Source organism: Actibacterium naphthalenivorans (genome assembly GCF_014196965.1).
GTDB lineage: Bacteria > Pseudomonadota > Alphaproteobacteria > Rhodobacterales > Rhodobacteraceae > Actibacterium_A > Actibacterium_A naphthalenivorans.
The window spans coordinates 1,654,197-1,670,741 of the sequence record NZ_JACIEQ010000001.1 but is presented as its reverse complement, the minus strand read 5'-3'; the positions used below and the strand labels follow the sequence as shown (position 1 = coordinate 1,670,741).

Annotated in this window: 20 protein-coding genes; 11 read left to right on the top strand and 9 right to left on the bottom strand. The window is 65.5% G+C overall.

The window, feature by feature from the left end:
* Nucleotides 1-77 precede the first annotated feature (77 nt).
* Nucleotides 78-1,358 carry an RsmB/NOP family class I SAM-dependent RNA methyltransferase gene (locus tag GGR17_RS08235; RefSeq protein ID WP_054540103.1) on the bottom strand — a complete coding sequence of 427 codons (1,281 nt, stop codon included), beginning with the start codon at nt 1,356-1,358 and terminating at the stop codon, nt 78-80.
* A gap of 78 nt (nt 1,359-1,436) precedes the next feature.
* Here GGR17_RS08235 and GGR17_RS08230 point away from each other — a divergent pair, with 78 nt between their 5' ends.
* Nucleotides 1,437-1,616 (top strand): DUF1674 domain-containing protein, encoded by a 180-nt coding sequence (locus GGR17_RS08230; protein ID WP_037209998.1) that lies wholly within the window; start codon nt 1,437-1,439, stop codon nt 1,614-1,616.
* A 12-nt stretch (nt 1,617-1,628) separates the two neighbouring features.
* Here GGR17_RS08230 and dapB read toward each other — a convergent pair whose 3' ends face one another.
* Nucleotides 1,629-2,438: a 4-hydroxy-tetrahydrodipicolinate reductase gene (gene dapB / locus GGR17_RS08225; RefSeq protein WP_054540104.1), complete on the bottom strand. Its 810-nt coding sequence runs from the start codon at nt 2,436-2,438 to the stop codon at nt 1,629-1,631.
* A 99-nt stretch (nt 2,439-2,537) separates the two neighbouring features.
* Between dapB and rbfA the strand changes: the two genes are divergently transcribed.
* From rbfA to truB, 3 genes are read left to right on the top strand one after another with little or no spacing between them, the layout of a single operon-like run.
* Nucleotides 2,538-2,951: a 30S ribosome-binding factor RbfA gene (gene rbfA, locus GGR17_RS08220; protein ID WP_037210008.1), complete on the top strand. Its 414-nt coding sequence runs from the start codon at nt 2,538-2,540 to the stop codon at nt 2,949-2,951.
* Nucleotides 2,938-3,681 (top strand): phosphodiester glycosidase family protein, encoded by a 744-nt coding sequence (locus tag GGR17_RS08215; protein WP_054540105.1) that lies wholly within the window; start codon nt 2,938-2,940, stop codon nt 3,679-3,681. The genes rbfA and GGR17_RS08215 overlap by 14 nt, the downstream gene beginning before the upstream one ends.
* A 55-nt stretch (nt 3,682-3,736) precedes the next feature.
* Nucleotides 3,737-4,654: a tRNA pseudouridine(55) synthase TruB gene (gene truB / locus GGR17_RS08210; protein ID WP_054540106.1), complete on the top strand. Its 918-nt coding sequence runs from the start codon at nt 3,737-3,739 to the stop codon at nt 4,652-4,654.
* Between the two features lie 10 nt (nt 4,655-4,664).
* Here truB and GGR17_RS08205 read toward each other — a convergent pair whose 3' ends face one another.
* Genes GGR17_RS08205 through GGR17_RS08190 form a run of 4 tightly spaced genes read right to left on the bottom strand, consistent with a single transcriptional unit; the run spans nt 4,665 to nt 7,628 of the window.
* On the bottom strand, nt 4,665-5,369 hold the full coding sequence (locus GGR17_RS08205; protein ID WP_054540107.1) for a lipoate--protein ligase family protein: 705 nt from the start codon (nt 5,367-5,369) through the stop codon (nt 4,665-4,667).
* Nucleotides 5,359-5,601, bottom strand: coding sequence for a lipoyl domain-containing protein (locus GGR17_RS08200; RefSeq protein ID WP_054540108.1), 243 nt, complete (start codon nt 5,599-5,601; stop codon nt 5,359-5,361). Before GGR17_RS08200 ends, GGR17_RS08205 begins: the two co-directional genes overlap by 11 nt.
* A gap of 1 nt (nt 5,602) precedes the next feature.
* A complete protein-coding gene (locus GGR17_RS08195) occupies nt 5,603-6,622 on the bottom strand; it encodes an alpha-ketoacid dehydrogenase subunit beta (RefSeq protein ID WP_037209988.1) in 1,020 nt (339 codons plus the stop codon).
* A gap of 22 nt (nt 6,623-6,644) precedes the next feature.
* On the bottom strand, nt 6,645-7,628 hold the full coding sequence (locus tag GGR17_RS08190) for a thiamine pyrophosphate-dependent dehydrogenase E1 component subunit alpha (protein ID WP_037209987.1): 984 nt from the start codon (nt 7,626-7,628) through the stop codon (nt 6,645-6,647).
* A 162-nt stretch (nt 7,629-7,790) separates the two neighbouring features.
* Between GGR17_RS08190 and GGR17_RS08185 the strand changes: the two genes are divergently transcribed.
* The 5 genes from GGR17_RS08185 to pnp all read left to right on the top strand — a co-directional run bounded on the left by GGR17_RS08185 (nt 7,791) and on the right by pnp (nt 12,517).
* Nucleotides 7,791-8,297 carry a DUF1643 domain-containing protein gene (locus GGR17_RS08185; RefSeq protein ID WP_054540494.1) on the top strand — a complete coding sequence of 169 codons (507 nt, stop codon included), beginning with the start codon at nt 7,791-7,793 and terminating at the stop codon, nt 8,295-8,297.
* 118 nt (nt 8,298-8,415) lie between these two features.
* Entirely contained in the window at nt 8,416-9,363 is a 948-nt protein-coding gene (locus GGR17_RS08180; RefSeq protein ID WP_054540109.1) for a calcium-binding protein, read from the top strand.
* A gap of 68 nt (nt 9,364-9,431) precedes the next feature.
* Nucleotides 9,432-9,731 (top strand): DUF5665 domain-containing protein, encoded by a 300-nt coding sequence (locus GGR17_RS08175; RefSeq protein ID WP_037209984.1) that lies wholly within the window; start codon nt 9,432-9,434, stop codon nt 9,729-9,731.
* Nucleotides 9,732-9,944: 213 nt separating this feature from the next.
* Nucleotides 9,945-10,214, top strand: coding sequence for a 30S ribosomal protein S15 (gene rpsO / locus GGR17_RS08170; RefSeq protein ID WP_037209983.1), 270 nt, complete (start codon nt 9,945-9,947; stop codon nt 10,212-10,214).
* 170 nt (nt 10,215-10,384) lie between these two features.
* Nucleotides 10,385-12,517 carry a polyribonucleotide nucleotidyltransferase gene (gene pnp, locus GGR17_RS08165; protein WP_054540110.1) on the top strand — a complete coding sequence of 711 codons (2,133 nt, stop codon included), beginning with the start codon at nt 10,385-10,387 and terminating at the stop codon, nt 12,515-12,517.
* Nucleotides 12,518-12,591: 74 nt separating this feature from the next.
* Here the strand turns inward: pnp and GGR17_RS08160 are convergent, their stop codons facing one another.
* Nucleotides 12,592-13,245 (bottom strand): peroxiredoxin, encoded by a 654-nt coding sequence (locus tag GGR17_RS08160; protein ID WP_054540111.1) that lies wholly within the window; start codon nt 13,243-13,245, stop codon nt 12,592-12,594.
* Nucleotides 13,246-13,380: 135 nt separating this feature from the next.
* Here GGR17_RS08160 and GGR17_RS08155 point away from each other — a divergent pair, with 135 nt between their 5' ends.
* Nucleotides 13,381-14,820 carry an aldehyde dehydrogenase family protein gene (locus tag GGR17_RS08155; RefSeq protein ID WP_054540112.1) on the top strand — a complete coding sequence of 480 codons (1,440 nt, stop codon included), beginning with the start codon at nt 13,381-13,383 and terminating at the stop codon, nt 14,818-14,820.
* A gap of 43 nt (nt 14,821-14,863) precedes the next feature.
* On the opposite strand, the gene GGR17_RS08150 is transcribed toward GGR17_RS08155, so the two are convergent.
* Together GGR17_RS08150 and GGR17_RS08145 are read right to left on the bottom strand one after the other, a co-directional pair.
* Nucleotides 14,864-15,511 carry an RluA family pseudouridine synthase gene (locus tag GGR17_RS08150; RefSeq protein WP_054540113.1) on the bottom strand — a complete coding sequence of 216 codons (648 nt, stop codon included), beginning with the start codon at nt 15,509-15,511 and terminating at the stop codon, nt 14,864-14,866.
* A gap of 65 nt (nt 15,512-15,576) precedes the next feature.
* Nucleotides 15,577-16,032 (bottom strand): GAF domain-containing protein, encoded by a 456-nt coding sequence (locus GGR17_RS08145; RefSeq protein WP_054540114.1) that lies wholly within the window; start codon nt 16,030-16,032, stop codon nt 15,577-15,579.
* A gap of 126 nt (nt 16,033-16,158) precedes the next feature.
* On the opposite strand from GGR17_RS08145, the gene GGR17_RS08140 reads away from it, so the two are divergent.
* Nucleotides 16,159-16,503, top strand: coding sequence for an STAS domain-containing protein (locus tag GGR17_RS08140; protein ID WP_037209973.1), 345 nt, complete (start codon nt 16,159-16,161; stop codon nt 16,501-16,503).
* The last annotated feature ends 42 nt before the right edge of the window (nt 16,504-16,545 follow it).

Genomic DNA, 16,545 nt, shown 5'->3' with positions numbered 1-16,545 from the left:
TCGGACGCCGACCTGTCACCGACGAAAAGCCTTCGCGGCCGGCATGGGCCCGAAAAACCGCCCACGGCCGCGCCGGATCAGGCCGCCTTGTGCAAAGCCGCCATGTAAAAGCCATCCAGCCCGCCGCGATCGGACCACATATCGGGGCGCAGGCGCAGCCCGCCCCGCGCCTCGCGCCAGCCGGCTTCGATCCAGGGCGCGGCGGGCTTTTCCACCCGCAGCCCCGGATGGCGCCCAAGCGCCGCGGCAAGCTGATCCTCGCCCTCTTCGGGCAGCAGCGAGCAGGTGCAGAACACCAGCCGCCCGCCCGGTTTCAGCAGTGCGACCGCCCGGTCGATCATCTGCGCCTGAAGCGCGAACAGCGGCTTGATGTCCTTGCCGGTGCGCGTGAACGGCAGGTCGGGGTGGCGGCGGATCGTGCCGGTCGCGGAACAGGGCGCATCGAGCAGCACCGCATCGAACGGCGCATCGGGCTGCCATTCCAGCGCGTCGGCCACCACGATCTTCGCCTCCAGTTCCGTCCGGGCGAGGTTCTCCTCCAGCCGCGCGAGCCGCTGCGCGGAGATATCCAGCGCCGTCACCGTGGCCCCGGCGGCGGCCATCTGCATCGTCTTGCCGCCCGGCGCGGCGCAAAGATCCAGCACCCGTTCGCCCGGCCGCGCGTTCAACAGCTTTGCCGGAAGCGCGGCGGCGGCATCCTGCACCCACCACGCGCCCTCGCCATAGCCTGGCAGCGCCGACACCTGCACCGGCCCTGTCAGCCGGACACTGCCCGTGGGCAGCAGCGCCCCGCCAACCGTGGCGGCCAGCGCGGCGCCATCGCCATCCCTCGGCGTCAGATCCAGCGGTGCGCCCCTGGCATGCGCCGCCTCCATCGCCGTGACGACGGCCCGGCCATAGCTGCTTTCCAGCCGCCCGCGCAGCCAGCCCGGCATGCGCTGCGGCGGCAGCGCAGCCCAGTCTTCGGGTGCCGTCTCGGCCACCTTGCGCAACACCGCATTGGCAAGCCCGGCCATGTGCCGCGTCTTCTGGCCGCGCCGCAGGTTCGCCACGGCCGCATTCACCGCGCCATAGGCGGCGGCGCCGTCTTCCATCATCTCGACGGTGGCAAGCCGCAGCACGTTCAGCACCGCAGGCGGTGGCGGTTTGCGCAGCAGCGGCTTGAGCAGGGCATCGGCCCGCCCCATGTGCCGCAGCACCGAAAGCGCCAGCCGCTGCGCCCGCGCCCGTTCGGCCGGTTCCAGATCGGCAAGCGGGCCATCCTCGCCCGAAATTTCCGCCATCTGCCGATGCTCTTCCAGCACCAGGGTCAGCAGCAGCACCGCCGTTCCCCGCGCCTTGTCGAAACCTTCCGCCATCCGGTGCCCTTCTCTGCGCTTGCCGCCGATCCGCCCGCAGGTATATCAACGCAAGGAAGCCCACAAGGAGGCGCCGCGATGCCCGACGACACGAAAAAAGACCTGCCCCCCGAGGCGATCCGCGCTTTGGCCGAGGCCGAGGAACGCCGCAAGACCGCCGCCGCACAGACGCTGCCCAAAGAGCTTGGCGGCCGCGACGGCCCCGAACCGGTGCGCTATGGCGACTGGGAAAAGAAGGGCCTGGCGATAGATTTCTGACCCGGCGCCGGGTCAGAAGCCCAGCACATCCGCCATGCTGTATTCACCCGGATGCCGGCCCTGACCCCAGAGCGCGGCCTTCAGCGCCCCACGCGCGAAGATGCGCCGGTCTGTGGCCACGTGGCGCAGGATCACCCGCTCGCCCTCGCCCGCGAACAGCACGTCATGCTCGCCCACGATATCGCCGCCCCGGACTGCGGAATAGCCGATCGTGCCCGGCGCGCGCGCACCGGTGATGCCGTCGCGCCCGCGCACGGCCATTGCCGCGTGATCCACGCCGCGCCCCTCGGCGGCGGCCTCGCCCAGCATCAGCGCGGTGCCCGACGGCGCATCGACCTTGTGGCGGTGATGCGCCTCGATCACCTCGATGTCGAAATCCTCGTCCAGCGCGGCGGCGACCTTCCTGGTGATCTCGACAAGAAGGTTGACCCCGAGGCTCATGTTCCCGGCCCGCACCACAATCGCGTGGCGGGCGGCGGCGGCGATCTTTTTCAGATCGCCCGCCGTCAGCCCGGTGGTGCCGATCACATGCACCGCGCGGGCCTGCGCGGCCAGCATGGCCACCTCCACCGTCGCGGCGGGTGTGGTAAAGTCGATCACCGCCTGCGCCTGCGCCATTGCCGACAGCAGATCGTCGGTGACGGCAACCCCCGTCTCCGGTTCGCCCACCAGCGCGCCCGCGTCGCGCCCGATCCATTCGTTGCCCGCGCGCTCCACCGCGCCGACCAGCCGCGCCGCGTCGCTTTCCAGCACGGTGCGGATCAGCATCCGCCCCATCCGGCCCGACGCGCCGGTCACCACAATCCCCGGCCGATCCGTCATCGCATTCTCCTTCGCAAACTTCGGCCCGGTTTAGACCAGCCGCCCGGAGTTGGCAAAGCCTGCCTTGCACGAGGCGCCGGCATCGCCTAGATGCTCTGCATGGCAAAGAACAGGTTCGATACCGGCCCCGGGCCGTCGCAACGCCAGCTTCGCGTGGGCGAACTGGTACGCCGCACATTATCCGATGTGCTGGCGCGCGGTGACATTCACGACCCCGAGCTGAACCGCATGTCGATCACCGTGGGCGAGGTGCGCACCTCGCCCGATCTGCGCATCGCCACCGCCTATGTGCTGCCGTTGGGCGGGCACGGGGCAGAGGATGCGCTTGCCGCGCTGCGCCGCAACCGGCACGAATTGCGGCGGGCGGTGTCCAAGGCGGTGACGCTGAAGTTTTCGCCCGAGATCCGCTTTGCCATCGACGAGACATTCGACCGGATGGATGAAACGCGCCGCCTGTTCTCGCAGGAAAGCGTGCGCCGCGATCTGCAAGAGGATGACGATGAAGAGGCTTAGGCGCCTCTTTGCCGCTCTTCCGTTTGTGTTCCTTCCGGCCCTGGCCAACGCCACCTGCGCGCCGATGGACCATGACGGAACTCCCTATACCGTATGCGCCGTCAACCCGGCGCGCGAAGAGTTGCGCCTGTTCCGGCTGGACCCGGAGGGGCGCGTTCTGGGCAATTTCGGGCGCATCGAAAACATGCTGAACGCCGGCGGCGAGACGCTGACCTTTGCGATGAACGCGGGCATGTATCACCCCGACCGCTCGCCGGTGGGGCTTTACATCGAGGATGGCGAGCAGCAGCGCGGCGCCGTCGCCTCGGCCGGGCCGGGCAATTTCGGGCTTTTGCCCAACGGGTTGCTGTGCCTCACGCAGGGCCGCGCGCGGGTGATCGAGACCCGCCGCTATCTGGCCGATCAGACGGAATGCGACCATGCCACCCAATCGGGGCCGATGCTGGTGACAGGCGGCGCGCTGCACCCGCGGTTCCTGATCGACAGCACATCGCGCTATATCCGCAACGGGGTTGGCATTGCCCCTGACGGCACTGCCTATTTCGCCATCTCCGAACGGCCGGTCACCTTCCATGAATTCGGGCGGCTGTTTCGAGATGCGCTGGGCACACCCGAGGCGCTGTTCCTGGATGGCAATATCTCGCGCCTCTATGCGCCGGAGCTGGGGCGCAACGACGGCGGTTTCCCGCTGGGGCCGATCGTGGGCACCGTCGCGCCACTGCCCCGTTGACGCGGGCCCCGCGCTTGGGTAGCACGCGCACCTTACTTCGCACGGGAGGCAGAACATGGGCCGCAGCCGCAAGGGACGCGACATTTCAGGATGGCTGGTGGTCGACAAGCCTGCCGGGATCACCTCCAGCGCGGTGGTGAACAAGGTCCGCTGGGCGTTCGGCGCCAAAAAGGCCGGCCACGCCGGCACGCTGGACCCCGACGCGACGGGTGTTCTGGCCATCGCCCTAGGCGAGGCGACAAAGACCGTGCCCTATATCACCGACGCGCTGAAGGCCTATCGCTTTACCGTGCGGCTGGGTCAGGCCACCAACACCGATGATGCCGAGGGCGAGGTGATCGCCGAAAGCAGCGACCGCCCCACCGATGAAGAAATCCGCGCCGCCCTGCCCCGCTTTACCGGCGACATCATGCAGGTTCCGCCGAAATTCTCGGCCGTGAAGATCGACGGCGAGCGCGCCTATAAACTGGCCCGCGACGACGAGGAATTCGAGATCGCCGCCCGCCCGCTCTATGTGGACAGTCTTGAAATGGTGGCGCGGCCCGATGCCGATCACGTGACGCTGGAGATGGTCTGCGGCAAGGGCGGCTATGTGCGCGCCATCGCCCGCGATCTGGGGCAGGTTCTGGGCTGCCATGGCCATGTGCGCGATCTGCGGCGCCTGTGGTCGGGCCCGTTCGACGCCGAAGACGGGGTGACGCTGGAACGGATCGAAGAGCTGGCGAAAACCCCTGCGCTGGATGATCTTTTGTTGCCGCTGGAGGAAGGGCTGGCCGATCTGCCCGAACTGCGCTGCACCCCCGAAGGGGCGGCGAAGCTGCGCAACGGCAACCCCGGCATGGTTCTGACCTCGGATGTCGAATATGGCGACGAAGCCTGGGCCTCGTTGAATGGCGAGGCCGTGGCCGTGGGCATCTACCGGGCCGGAGTGCTGCACCCGAGCCGCGTGTTCAACCGCCCGCCCGCGACCTGACCGGCGCGCGTTACCGCGGCGCCGGGCCCGGTTCCAGCGCGGCCAGCACCTCGGCCACCGGCACGTCGCGCGCCAGGGTACCGCTCAGCGAACCGATGGCGCCGGCGTCACAACGCAGGGGGCTTTGCGCGGTGCTGTAAAACAGGTTGACGGCATCGGCCAGAACCTCTGGATCTTCGTTCAGAATGAGCGAGGCGCCGGTGGTCGCGGTTCTGACCCCGGCGCGGCTGCGCCATGTCTGCGCCATCCCTGCGATCTTGCGGCCCGCGACCGCGATGTCGTAGCGGCCCGGGCAGAACGCCGTCTCGCAGGTGCCGACCTGCGCCGAAAGGCCGAACCGGCCCAGCAGCCTTTCGATCAGCGCAACCATCTCGGCATAGGCCGCTTCGATGGTCAGCCCCCCCGCGACCGGGCGGCTTATGGCAAACTGCAACGTGCCGGGCGATACCGGGCACAGCCCCCCGCCCGCGCGACGAACCGCGACAGGCCATCCCGCCGCGGCACAGGCCCGCGCCGCGTCACCGAACCCCGCAAGGCGGGAATCGGACGGCGCCGCGAGCAACCCGCGGGGCGACTGCCAGACCAGCAGCGAAGGCTGATCCGGCGTAAAGGGGCTGGTGTCAAAACCGTCCTGCCGCCGAAGCGCTTCCTCTGCCGAGGCAAAGCGCTTCAGCTGCCGCGCGTATGTGGCGGGCGCCGCCGTGTCAGGCGGCATCCACCGTTCCGATCGCCACACCGGGGCGCACCACGCCGTCCTTGGGAATCACGCGGTGCAGAACTCCGGCCTCCGGGGCCTCGATATCGAAGGTCGATTTCTCGACCATGATCTCGGCCACCACATCGCCCTTGGCAACCGCCGCGCCCTCGCCGAAGAACCAGTTGGCGACGATGCCCTCGGGGTTGAGGTCTGTATCCCAAAGACCGGCGGGTATCAGAATGTCGGCCATGTCACGCGGCCTTGCCAAGGCTTTCGCGCGCGGCGGCGGCAATCTTGTCGGCGCTGGGCAGAACGAACTGTTCCATCGGCCGGCTATAGGGGATCGGCACATCCGGCACGGCCAGACGGCGCGGCGCGGATTTCAGGCAGGCCGGATCACGCTCGGCCACGGTGGCGATGATCTCGCCGCTCAGCCCGAAGCTCTTGTAATCCTCGTCCACCACGATCAGCCGGCCGGTCTTGGCGACCGATTTCAGGATCGTGTCGCGATCCAGCGGCACGACGGTCCGCAGGTCGATCACCTCGGCCTCGATCCCGTCTTTCGCCAGCGCATCCGCCGCGTCGAGCGCCTTGTGCACCATCATCGACAGGGTCACGATGGTCACATCCTTGCCTTCGCGCACCACCTTGGCCTGACCAAAGGGGATGGCGTAATCCTCTTCCGGCACGACCGTCGCCGCGGCATCGGGCGAGGCCATCCAGGCAAGGCCCTGCAACCCCTTGTGGAACATGAACATCACCGGGCTGTCGTCACGGATCGCGGTTTTCATCAGCCCCTTGGCGTCATAGGCGTTCGACGGCGCCACGACCTTGAGCCCCGGCAGATGGGCGAACATGCCGTGCAGCGTTTGCGAATGCTGGCCCGCGTCGGAATACCCGCCGCCGGTGGCCGTCATGATCACCATGGGCACCTTGAAGTTGCCGCCAGAGAAATAGGTGTTCTTGGCCGCCAGGTTATAGATGGCATCCATGCAGACGCCGAAGAAATCGACGAACATCAGCTCGACGATCGGGCGCATGCCGGACATGGCCGCGCCAACGCCCGCGCCGATGAACCCGGTTTCCGAAATCGGCGTGTCGCGCACGCGTGCTTCACCGAACTCGTCAAGCAGGCCGGTTGTGGCCCCGAAGATGCCGCCATAGGTGCCGACATCCTCGCCCATCACGAAAACGGACGGATCGGCGCGCATTTCCTGGGCGATGGCTTCGGAAATGGCGCGCGACATGGGAAGAATACGATTGCTGGTCATGATCTGACTCCTCGAACTGATGTCACGCGAAAACGGCTGTCAGCGCGTCTTCGGGGGCGGGATAGGCAGAGGCGCGGGCAAAGGCGAAGGCCTCATCCACTTCGGCATGGGCCCGGGTGCGGGCCGCGTCGGCCTCGGCCTCGGTGATCGTGCCGTCGGCGATGGCCGCATCGCGCAGACGCCTGATCGGGTCCTTCGCCTTCAGCTCGGCAACCTCATCCTTCGGGCGGTACATCTCGGGGTCGCCCTGGAAGTGGCCGTAGTAGCGGTAGGTCTCGACCTCGATCAGCGTCGGGCCTTCGCCCCTGCGGGCGCGCGCGACCGCTTCGCCCGCCACTTCGAACAGTTTCAGCGTGTCATTGTCGGCCACGTGAAAGCCCGGCATGCCATAGCCCGCCGCCCGCACGCTGTTGTCCGGCACGGCGGTGGATTTCGCCTTGGACACCGAAATGCCCCAACCGTTATCCTCGATCACGAAAATCACCGGAAGGTTCCACAGCGCGGCGAGGTTCAGCGCCTCGTGGAACCCGCCCTGGTTGGCCGCGCCATCGCCAAGGTAGGAAACCGCCACCGCATCCGTGCCCTTGAGCTTGGCGGCTAGGGCCGCGCCGACGGCGGGGCTGGTGCCTTCGGCGATAATGCCGCTGCACGAGAAATTCACCGCCGGATCGAGCAGGTGCATATGCCCGCCGCGCCCGCCGGCAAGGCCGTCAGCCTTGCCGAAAATCTCGGCCGTCATCTTCTTGAGGTCCACGCCCTTGGCGATGGCCACATGGTGCGGCCGGTGTGTTGCCGTCACCGCATCCTCGGTTTTCAGGTGAACACAGACGCCGGCGGCGCAGGGTTCCTGCCCGGCGGCAAGGTGCATCTCGCCGGGGATGGTACCGGCGCCGATGTCGAACTTGGGTGATTTTCCTTCCATGTAGACGGCGGCCATCGTGTCTTCGTAATAGCGCGCCTTCTCCATGGTCTCGTACATCCACAGGATTTGCGATTTATCTGGCATACGTTCGTCCCCCCAATGGTTTGAACTGCTGTTGCACGACAGAAGGGCGGGGCCGTGCGACCCGTGAAACCGGGGTAGGGCAAACCCCACCGTGCCGCATTGATGTGGATCATGGGCGCGGCCCGCTTGAAACCACGGGCCAAACGTTTCACAACACGGGGCATGATCACGCGCACCCATCTGAAGGGCGATGCCGCCTCGACCGCCGTTTATTCCGACTGCGAGCGGTACCGCTATACCCTGACCCGGATCTGGGCACCGGAAGGGGACAAGGCGCTGTTCGTCATGCTCAACCCCTCCACCGCGACAGAGGTGCAGAACGACCCCACCGTCGAACGCTGCGAACGCCGCGCGCGTGCACTTGGCTTTGGCGGGTTCCGGGTGACCAACATCTTCGCCTGGCGCGATACCGACCCCAAAAAGATGCGCACGGCGGCCGATCCGGTGGGGCCCGAGAATGACATCGCCATCGCCGAAAGCGCCCCCTGGGCCGATCGGATCATCTGCGCCTGGGGCACGCATGGCGCACATCTGCAGCGTGGCCCGGCGGTAGAGCGGCTGTTGCGTGCCACGGGCCTGCAGCTGTTTCATCTGGGGCTGACCCAGGCCGGGCATCCCAAGCACCCGCTCTACATCGCCTACACCCAGCACCCCGAAGCCTGGCGCTAACCTCCGGCTAACCATCCGGTCAGAAATCCGCAGGTGGCGGGGCGATTGACGTGTAACCTGAACGTGGTGGTTCCCGTCGCGCGATCGCGGGCGGGTGGTTTCGGGAAGGGTAAGGGTGATGTTTGGCTTGGCAGGTTTGCTGGGTCTTCTGGTGGTCGGCGTGTCGGGGGTTTTCCCGACAGAAGGCCCGGCCGAAGAAGACGGCGAAAACAACGGCGACGGCCCGTTTGCAGAGGGCACGAATGAAAACGACACGATCGAGGGGGGCGATGAAGGCGACTCCATCCTGGCGCATATGGGCGACGATGTCGTCTATGGCGGGGCCGGGGATGATATGCTGGACGGCGGCGCGGGCGACGACCTGCTGATCGGCGCAGAGGGCGATGACACGCTGATCGGCGCCACCGGCGATGACGATCTGCCCGGCGGCCTCGGCGATGACCAGGCCGCGGGCGGCGAAGGCGATGACATGCTTCTCGGCCAGGCCGGGGACGACATTCTGAACGGCGGCGGCGGCGATGACCAGATGATCGGCGGGCCGGGCGACGACATCCTGTCGGGCGGCGAGGGCAACGACGGGCTGATGGGCGGCGAAGGCGATGACATCGTTCTTGGCGGCGGCGGCGCGGATGTGCTGAACGGCAATGCCGGCGATGACACGATCCTCGGCATCACCCCCGATGAGGAATGGGAGGATGACGGCCTTCGCGATTATCTCAATGGCGGCGAAGGCGACGACATGCTGTTTGCCGGAGCCGGGGATAACGTGAACGGCGGCGAAGGGGCCGATGATTTCATCCTGGGCGACTGGATCGACGATGGCGGCCCCGCGCTGATCGAGGATTACGACGCATCCGAAGACACGCTCGCCGTGGTCTATGACGACGAGACCCACCCCGCGCCCATGCTGACGGTCGAAGCCTCGGATGAGGCGCCGGACAACGCGCTGCTGCTGCTTGACGGGCTGCCGCTGGCAGAGGTGGCCGGGGCGGCGGGGCTGGATCTGTCGCAGGTAACACTGGTGCCCAAAAGCGCCGTGGCCGAAGCGATGCGCGCCGCCGCCTGATCCCGGCTTGGCGGCGGCGGGCGGGGCCGTTAGTGTCGGGGCGGACGATCCTGCAAAGGGCAGCGCGCGTGACCGAAAACACCTCCGACACCGACCGGCTGATCGCAGAACTCTCTGCCCTGCGCGAAGAGGTCGACAAGCTCAACAAACACCGCTTCCTGCGCGCGCATGACAATGCCTTTCGCATGATGGGCTACAATTTCCTGCGCGGCCTTGCGGTCGGGCTGGGCACGGTGGTCGGCGCCACGATGCTGGTATCGGTGGCCGCTTATTTCCTGGCGCAGATCGACTTCATCCCGATCATCGGCGACTGGGCCAAGATCATCGCACAGGAGATTCAGATGAACCGGATGGAGCCGGTGCAGTAGCCGCGCACAAGCATCGAGAGCAGCGTTTTCCAGCAGACGGGAATGAAGACGCTGCGCCGGGGCGCCGGGTGCCCGTTCATTCCCCTTCCCTTTCCCGCCGAAATCCCCTATACGCGCGCATCCGCTGGTGAAGCCGGCGGCACACTCTCCATGGGCCCTGCTGGACGACATCCCGGCTTGCGCCATCAACCCTTTTCAGAAAAGGAGACCCCGATGTCGATTACGGCTGAAGAAAAGAACCGCCTAGTCAAGGAATTCGCCACCAAGGAAGGCGACACCGGTTCGCCCGAAGTGCAGATCGCCATCCTGACCTCGCGCATCAACACGCTGACCGAACACTTCAAGACCCACAAGAAGGATAACCATTCCCGCCGTGGCCTCTTGATGATGGTCGCGCAGCGCCGGAAACTTCTGGATTACCTCAAAGGCAAGGAAGAGGCGCGGTATACCGACCTCATCAAGCGCCTCGGCATCCGCCGCTAAATTCGAAGGACGCGCCCTTGTGGCGCGTCTTTGCTATCCCGGGCATGGTTCGGGGCCTCCCCTTCGGGCTCAGTGGGGCAGGGCAGCAAAACACAGATGGGCCACGGGGCAATCAGCCCCGTACGCAATCGGGGGAACGGGAGGGTCCCGCCCCCAACATAGGAAACGAGATGTTTAACGTTACGACGAAATCGATGCAGTGGGGCGACGAGACCCTCACACTTGAAACGGGCAAGGTTGCCCGCCAGGCCGATGGCTCTGTCATCGCCACCCTCGGCGAAACCTCGGTCATGGCCAACGTGACCTTCGCCAAGGAACCCAAACCGGGGCAGGATTTCTTCCCGCTGACGGTTCACTATCAGGAAAAATACTATGCCGCCGGTAAAATCCCGGGCGGTTTCTTCAAGCGCGAGGCGCGCCCGACCGAAAAGGAAACGCTGACCGCGCGCCTGATCGACCGTCCGATCCGCCCGCTGTTCGTGCCCGGCTTCAAGAACGAAGTGCTGGTGATGTGCACCGTGCTGAGCCACGATCTGGTCAATGACCCCGATATCGTTGCGATGATCGCCGCCTCGGCCGCGCTGACCATTTCCGGCGCGCCCTTCATGGGCCCGATCGCCGGTTGCCGCGTTGGTTTCGTGGATGGGGAATACATCCTGAACCCCGACGTCGACGATATGCAGGATCTGCGGAACAACCCCGAGCAGCGGCTCGATCTGGTTGTTGCCGGCACCAAAGACGCGGTGATGATGGTGGAATCGGAAGCCTATGAGCTTTCCGAGGCCGAAATGCTGGGCGCCGTAAACTTCGCGCATCAGCAGATCCAGCCGGTGATCGACCTGATCATCAGCCTGGCCGAAGCCTCGGCGAAAGAGCCGTTCGATTTCCAGTCGCCGGATTACTCGGCGCTGTATGACGCGGTGAAAGCCGCCGGCGAGGCCGCAATGCACGCCGCCTTCGCGATCACCGACAAGCAGGAGCGGACCGCCACCGTTGCCGCCGCGCGCGAGACGGTCAAGGCCGCCCTGACCGAGGAGCAGCTTGAAGATCCGAACCTCGGGTCCGCCTTCAAGAAGCTGGAGAGCTCGGTTCTGCGGGGCGATGTGGTGACCAACGGCAAGCGGATCGACGGCCGCGCGCTGGATACCGTGCGCCCGATCGTCTGCGAAACCGGCCTGCTGCCGCGCACCCATGGCTCTGCCCTGTTCACCCGCGGCGAAACGCAAGGTTTGGTCGTGACCACGCTGGGCACGGGCGACGATGAACAGTTCATCGACGCGCTGCACGGCAACTTCAAATCCAACTTCCTGCTGCACTACAACTTCCCCCCCTACTCGGTGGGCGAAGTTGGCCGCGTGGGCTCGCCCGGCCGCCGCGAAATCGGCCATGGCAAACTGGCATGGCGCGCCCTTCAGGCCGTTCTGCCCGCCGCGACCGATTTCCCCTACACGATCCGCATCGTGTCGGAGATCACCGAATCCAACGGCTCCAGCTCGATGGCGTCTGTCTGCGGCGGTTCGCTGTCGATGATGGATGCGGGCGTTCCGCTGAAGGCGCCGGTTGCCGGTGTGGCCATGGGCCTGATCCTGGAAGATGACGGCCGCTATGCCATCCTGACAGACATCCTGGGCGACGAGGATCACCTCGGCGACATGGACTTCAAGGTGGCCGGTACTGAAAACGGCATCACCTCGCTGCAGATGGACATCAAGGTCGCGGGCATCACGCCCGAGATCATGGAAAAAGCCCTGGCCCAGGCCAAGGCAGGCCGCCTGCACATTCTGGGTGAAATGGCCAAGGCGCTGACCGAAGCCGGCGAATTCTCGGCCCATGCGCCGCGGATCGAAACCATGACCGTGCCCACCGACAAGATCCGTGAAGTGATCGGCTCGGGCGGCAAGGTCATCCGCGAGATCGTGGAAGTGTCGGGCGCCAAGGTCGATATCAACGACGACGGCGTGATCAAGATCGCCTCGGCCAATGCCGACGCCATCCAGAAGGCCTATGACATGATCTATTCGATCGTGGCCGAGCCGGAAGAGGGCAAGATCTACAAGGGCAAGGTCGTGAAGATCGTCGATTTCGGCGCCTTCGTGAACTTCTTCGGCAAGCGTGACGGCCTTGTGCATGTCAGCCAGATCGAAAACCGCCGCCTGAACCACCCCTCGGACGTTCTGAAGGAAGGCCAGGAGGTTTACGTCAAGCTTCTGGGCTTTGACGATCGCGGCAAGGTGCGCCTGTCGATGAAGATGATCGACCAGAGCACCGGCGAAGAGATGGCGGAAGAAAAAGCAGAAGGCTGAGCCAGCCCTGCATGAACAAGGAAAGGCCCCGGTGGAAACACCGGGGCCTTTTTCATTCCGACGATGCCGGGTGGTTACTCGGGCGCTTTGACCGTGCGCAGATAGGAGAAGACTTCCTTCACCTCGCCGAACTTCTCTTTCGCCTGATCGGTGGTCAGCGACAGCGCCACGATCACATCGTCGCCCGGGCGCCAGTTGGCCGGCGTGGCAATCGGCGTGTCCTTGGCGATCTGGATCGCATCCAGCGCGCGCAGGATCTCGTCGAAGTTGCGGCCGACCGACATCGGATAGATCAGCATCAGCTCGATCTTCTTTTGCGGGTTGATGATGAAGGTGGTGCGCACCGTCGCAGTATCAGCGGGGGTGCGGCCATCGGGCAGATAGGCCTCGGCCGGCAGCATGTCATAGAGCTTGGCGATCTTCAGCTCGTCATCGGCGATGATCGGAAAGCCCATCTTGGCGCCGGAAAAGCTTTCGACATCGGCCTTCCACTTCTTGTGCTCTTCCACACTGTCCACGGAAATGCCGATCACCTTGGTGTTGCGCTTGGCAAACTCGTCGGCCAATTGGGCGGCCGCGCCGAATTCGGTGGTGCAGACCGGGGTGAAGTCTTTGGGGTGGGAAAACAGGATTGCATAGCTGTCGCCGATCCACTCGTGAAAATCGATCATGCCTTCGGTGGTGTCGGCGGAAAAATTCGGGGCCGTATCATTGATGCGAAGTGCCATGGAGGTCTTCCTTTCCTGTCTGGCGGAACTAGCTTCCGTATTCTAGATAGATTCCAAATCGTGCGAGTTCATCCCAAACTTGCACAGAAATCGGGCCGGTGACAGAGTGTCGCGCAAATTCCAAGGGAGCGTCCCATGATCGAAAAACGCCAGTTCTATATCAACGGGCAATGGGTTGATCCCAGCGCCGCCAATGATTTCGGCGTTATAGACCCCTCGACCGAAGACACCTGTGCGGTGATCTCTCTGGGGGCCGAGGCCGACACGAATGCCGCCGTCGCCGCCGCCCGCGCGGCCTTTGAAAGCTGGGCTTTTTCGGACAAGGCCGAGCGTCTTGCGCTGATCGAGCGAATCCTCGACATCTACAATCGCCGCTCGGACGACATGGCCGAAGCCATCAGCCTGGAGATGGGCGCGCCGATCGATTTCGCGAAATCATCGCAGGCCACCACAGGCAGCTGGCACATCAAGAACTTCATCCGTGCGATGAAGGATTTCGAGTTTGAGCGCCTGCTGGGCGCGCACGCCCCGCATGACCGTATCCTGATGGAGCCGATCGGCGTGATCGGCATGATCACCCCGTGGAACTGGCCGATGAATCAGGTCACGCTGAAGGTGATTCCGGCCCTGGCGACCGGCTGCACCATGGTGCTGAAGCCTTCGGAAATCGCGCCGCTGTCATCGCTGCTGTTCGCCGAGATCCTCGACGAGGCCGGCGTGCCGGCGGGCGTGTTCAACCTGGTCAACGGCGATGGTGCCGGCGTCGGCACACAGCTTTCGGGCCATCCGGATGTCGACATGATCTCGTTCACCGGATCGACCCGCGCGGGCATCGCGATTTCCAAAAACGCCGCCGACACGCTGAAGCGCGTGCATCTGGAACTGGGCGGCAAGGGCGCCAACATCATCTTCGCCGATGCCGATGAAAAAGCGGTTCAGCGCGGTGCCCAGCACTGTTTCAACAACACCGGCCAGTCGTGCAACGCCCCCACACGGATGCTGGTGCAGCGCGACATCTATGACGACGCCGTGGAAACGGCGGCCGGGGTGGCGACGGGCCTTGCTGTCGGCTCCGGCCATGACAGGGGGCGGCACATCGGCCCGGTGGTCAGCCAGGCGCAGTTCGACAAGGTGCAGGGCATGATCGAAACCGGCATCGCCGAAGGCGCGCGGCTGGTCGCGGGCGGGCTTGGCCGGCCCGAGGGGTTCAATCGCGGCTATTTCGTGCGCCCCACGGTCTTTGCAGACGTGCACAACGACATGACCATTGCGCGGCAGGAGATTTTCGGGCCGGTCCTGTCGATCATCCCCTTCGAGACCGAGGAAGAGGCGATCCGCATCGCCAATGACACCGAATACGGCCTGACCAACTATGTGCAATCGCAGGATGGCGCGCGCACCAACCGCGTGGTCCGGCGGCTTCGCTCGGGCATGGTCGAGGTGAACGGCAAAAGCCGCGCCGCGGGCAGCCCGTTCGGCGGCACGAAACATTCGGGCAACGGGCGCGAAGGCGGTGTCTGGGGCCTTGAGGATTTTCTGGAGGTCAAGGCTGTGTCGGGCTGGGCCGCCGAATAGGCCCATCGTGCCGGGGCGGGCGGTTCGCGCCGGCCCGGTGCCGTCAGAACGGGCATTTGACGCTGAAGCTCATGCCCCGGCCGCCATCGGGGTGGCGCAGCCGCAGGTTTTCGGCATGCAGCATCAGCCGCTCGGCCGCGCGCGCCGCGCCTTCGGCGTAGAACGGATCTCCCAGGATGGGATGCCCCAGCGCCAGCATATGCACCCGCAGCTGATGGCTGCGCCCGGTCTTGGGATAGAGCCTGACCCGCGTCGTGGTCTCGTCACTGCGCACCACGCGCCAGTCGGTGACCGCCGCCCTGCCGTTTTCATGATCGACCATCTGTTTCGGCCGGTTCGGCCAGTCAACGATCAGCGGTAGATCCACGGTGCCGGTCTTTGGCGCCAGCCGGCCCCAGACCTGCGCCACGTAGGTTTTCTTTACCATGCGTTTCTCGAATTGCAGGCCGAGGTGGCGCTGCGCATTCGGCGTCAGGGCAAAGACCATCACGCCAGAGGTGTCGCGATCCAGCCGGTGCACCAGAAGCGCCTCGGGGAACGCGGCCTGAACCCGCGACAACAGGCAATCGGCCAGATGCGCGCCCTTGCCGGGAACAGACAACAGCCCGGCGGGCTTGTTCGCGATCAGCAGCTCATGATCCTGGTACAGGATGTCCAGCGGGGTGTCGGGCGGGCTATAGGCGTCGGTCATGCGCCATCACTTAGTCGAGCAACCGCCGCGCCGCCAGCCCCCGGCCGGAAACTCCGGTGCACGGGTCAGCCTTCGACCACGCCGAAGGTCGCATCCAAAATCGCCTGCAGCCCTTTCGCATCCTCCTGATTGAAGGCGGCGGGCTGATTGCTGTCGATGTCGAGCACGCCCAGCAATTCGCCCCGCCCGCCGCGCACCGGCAGCACGATCTCGGACCGGGTCGAGGCGGCGCAGGCGATATGGCCCGGGAAAGCCTCGACATCATCGACCAGCTGCACCGCGCCGGTGCGCGCCGCCGCGCCGCAGACGCCGCGCGAAAAAGGGATCACCAGGCAGCCGTGCCCGCCCTGGTAGGGGCCGATCTTCAGCACGTCATCGCCCATGTTGCGATAGAACCCGGTCCAGTCGAACCGGTCGTCGGCATGGTGAATTTCGCAGGCAAGCGTGGCCATCAGAGCGATGGTGTCACGCTCGCCCTCCACCAGTGCGGCGACGGTTTTCGCAAGTTCGGTGTAATCCATGCCTCTGCCCTTTCCCGAGGTGCCCGGCGCCGCAGCTTCTGCCGCTTTGCGACTCTCATCCGATGGATACCGGTTGGTAAGGATTGCCGTCTAGCCTGCCCGTGACGGCAACATCAGGAGTGGCAGATGGAACTTCAGGCTAAGGAGCACGGCGATGCGCTGGTCGTGACGGTGATCGACGACCGAATCGACGCCGCCGTGGCGATCCAGTTCAAGGACAGGATGCGCGAAATCTCGGAAACTCCGCATCAGCGCGTCGTCGTCGATATGTCACGCGTCGATTTTCTCGACAGCAGCGGGCTCGGCGCGGTGGTGTCGTTCATGAAATACCTCGGGCCCGAGCGGCGGCTGGAACTTGCCGGGCTGACGCCCACGGTTGCCAAGGTTTTCCGCCTGACCCGGATGGATTCGGTCTTTACCCTGCATGACAGCATCAACGGGGCCGTCGCCCCCGGCGCAACCGCCGCCTGACCGGGGGATGGACCGTGATCGCAGCCCCCCTGACGTCACGCG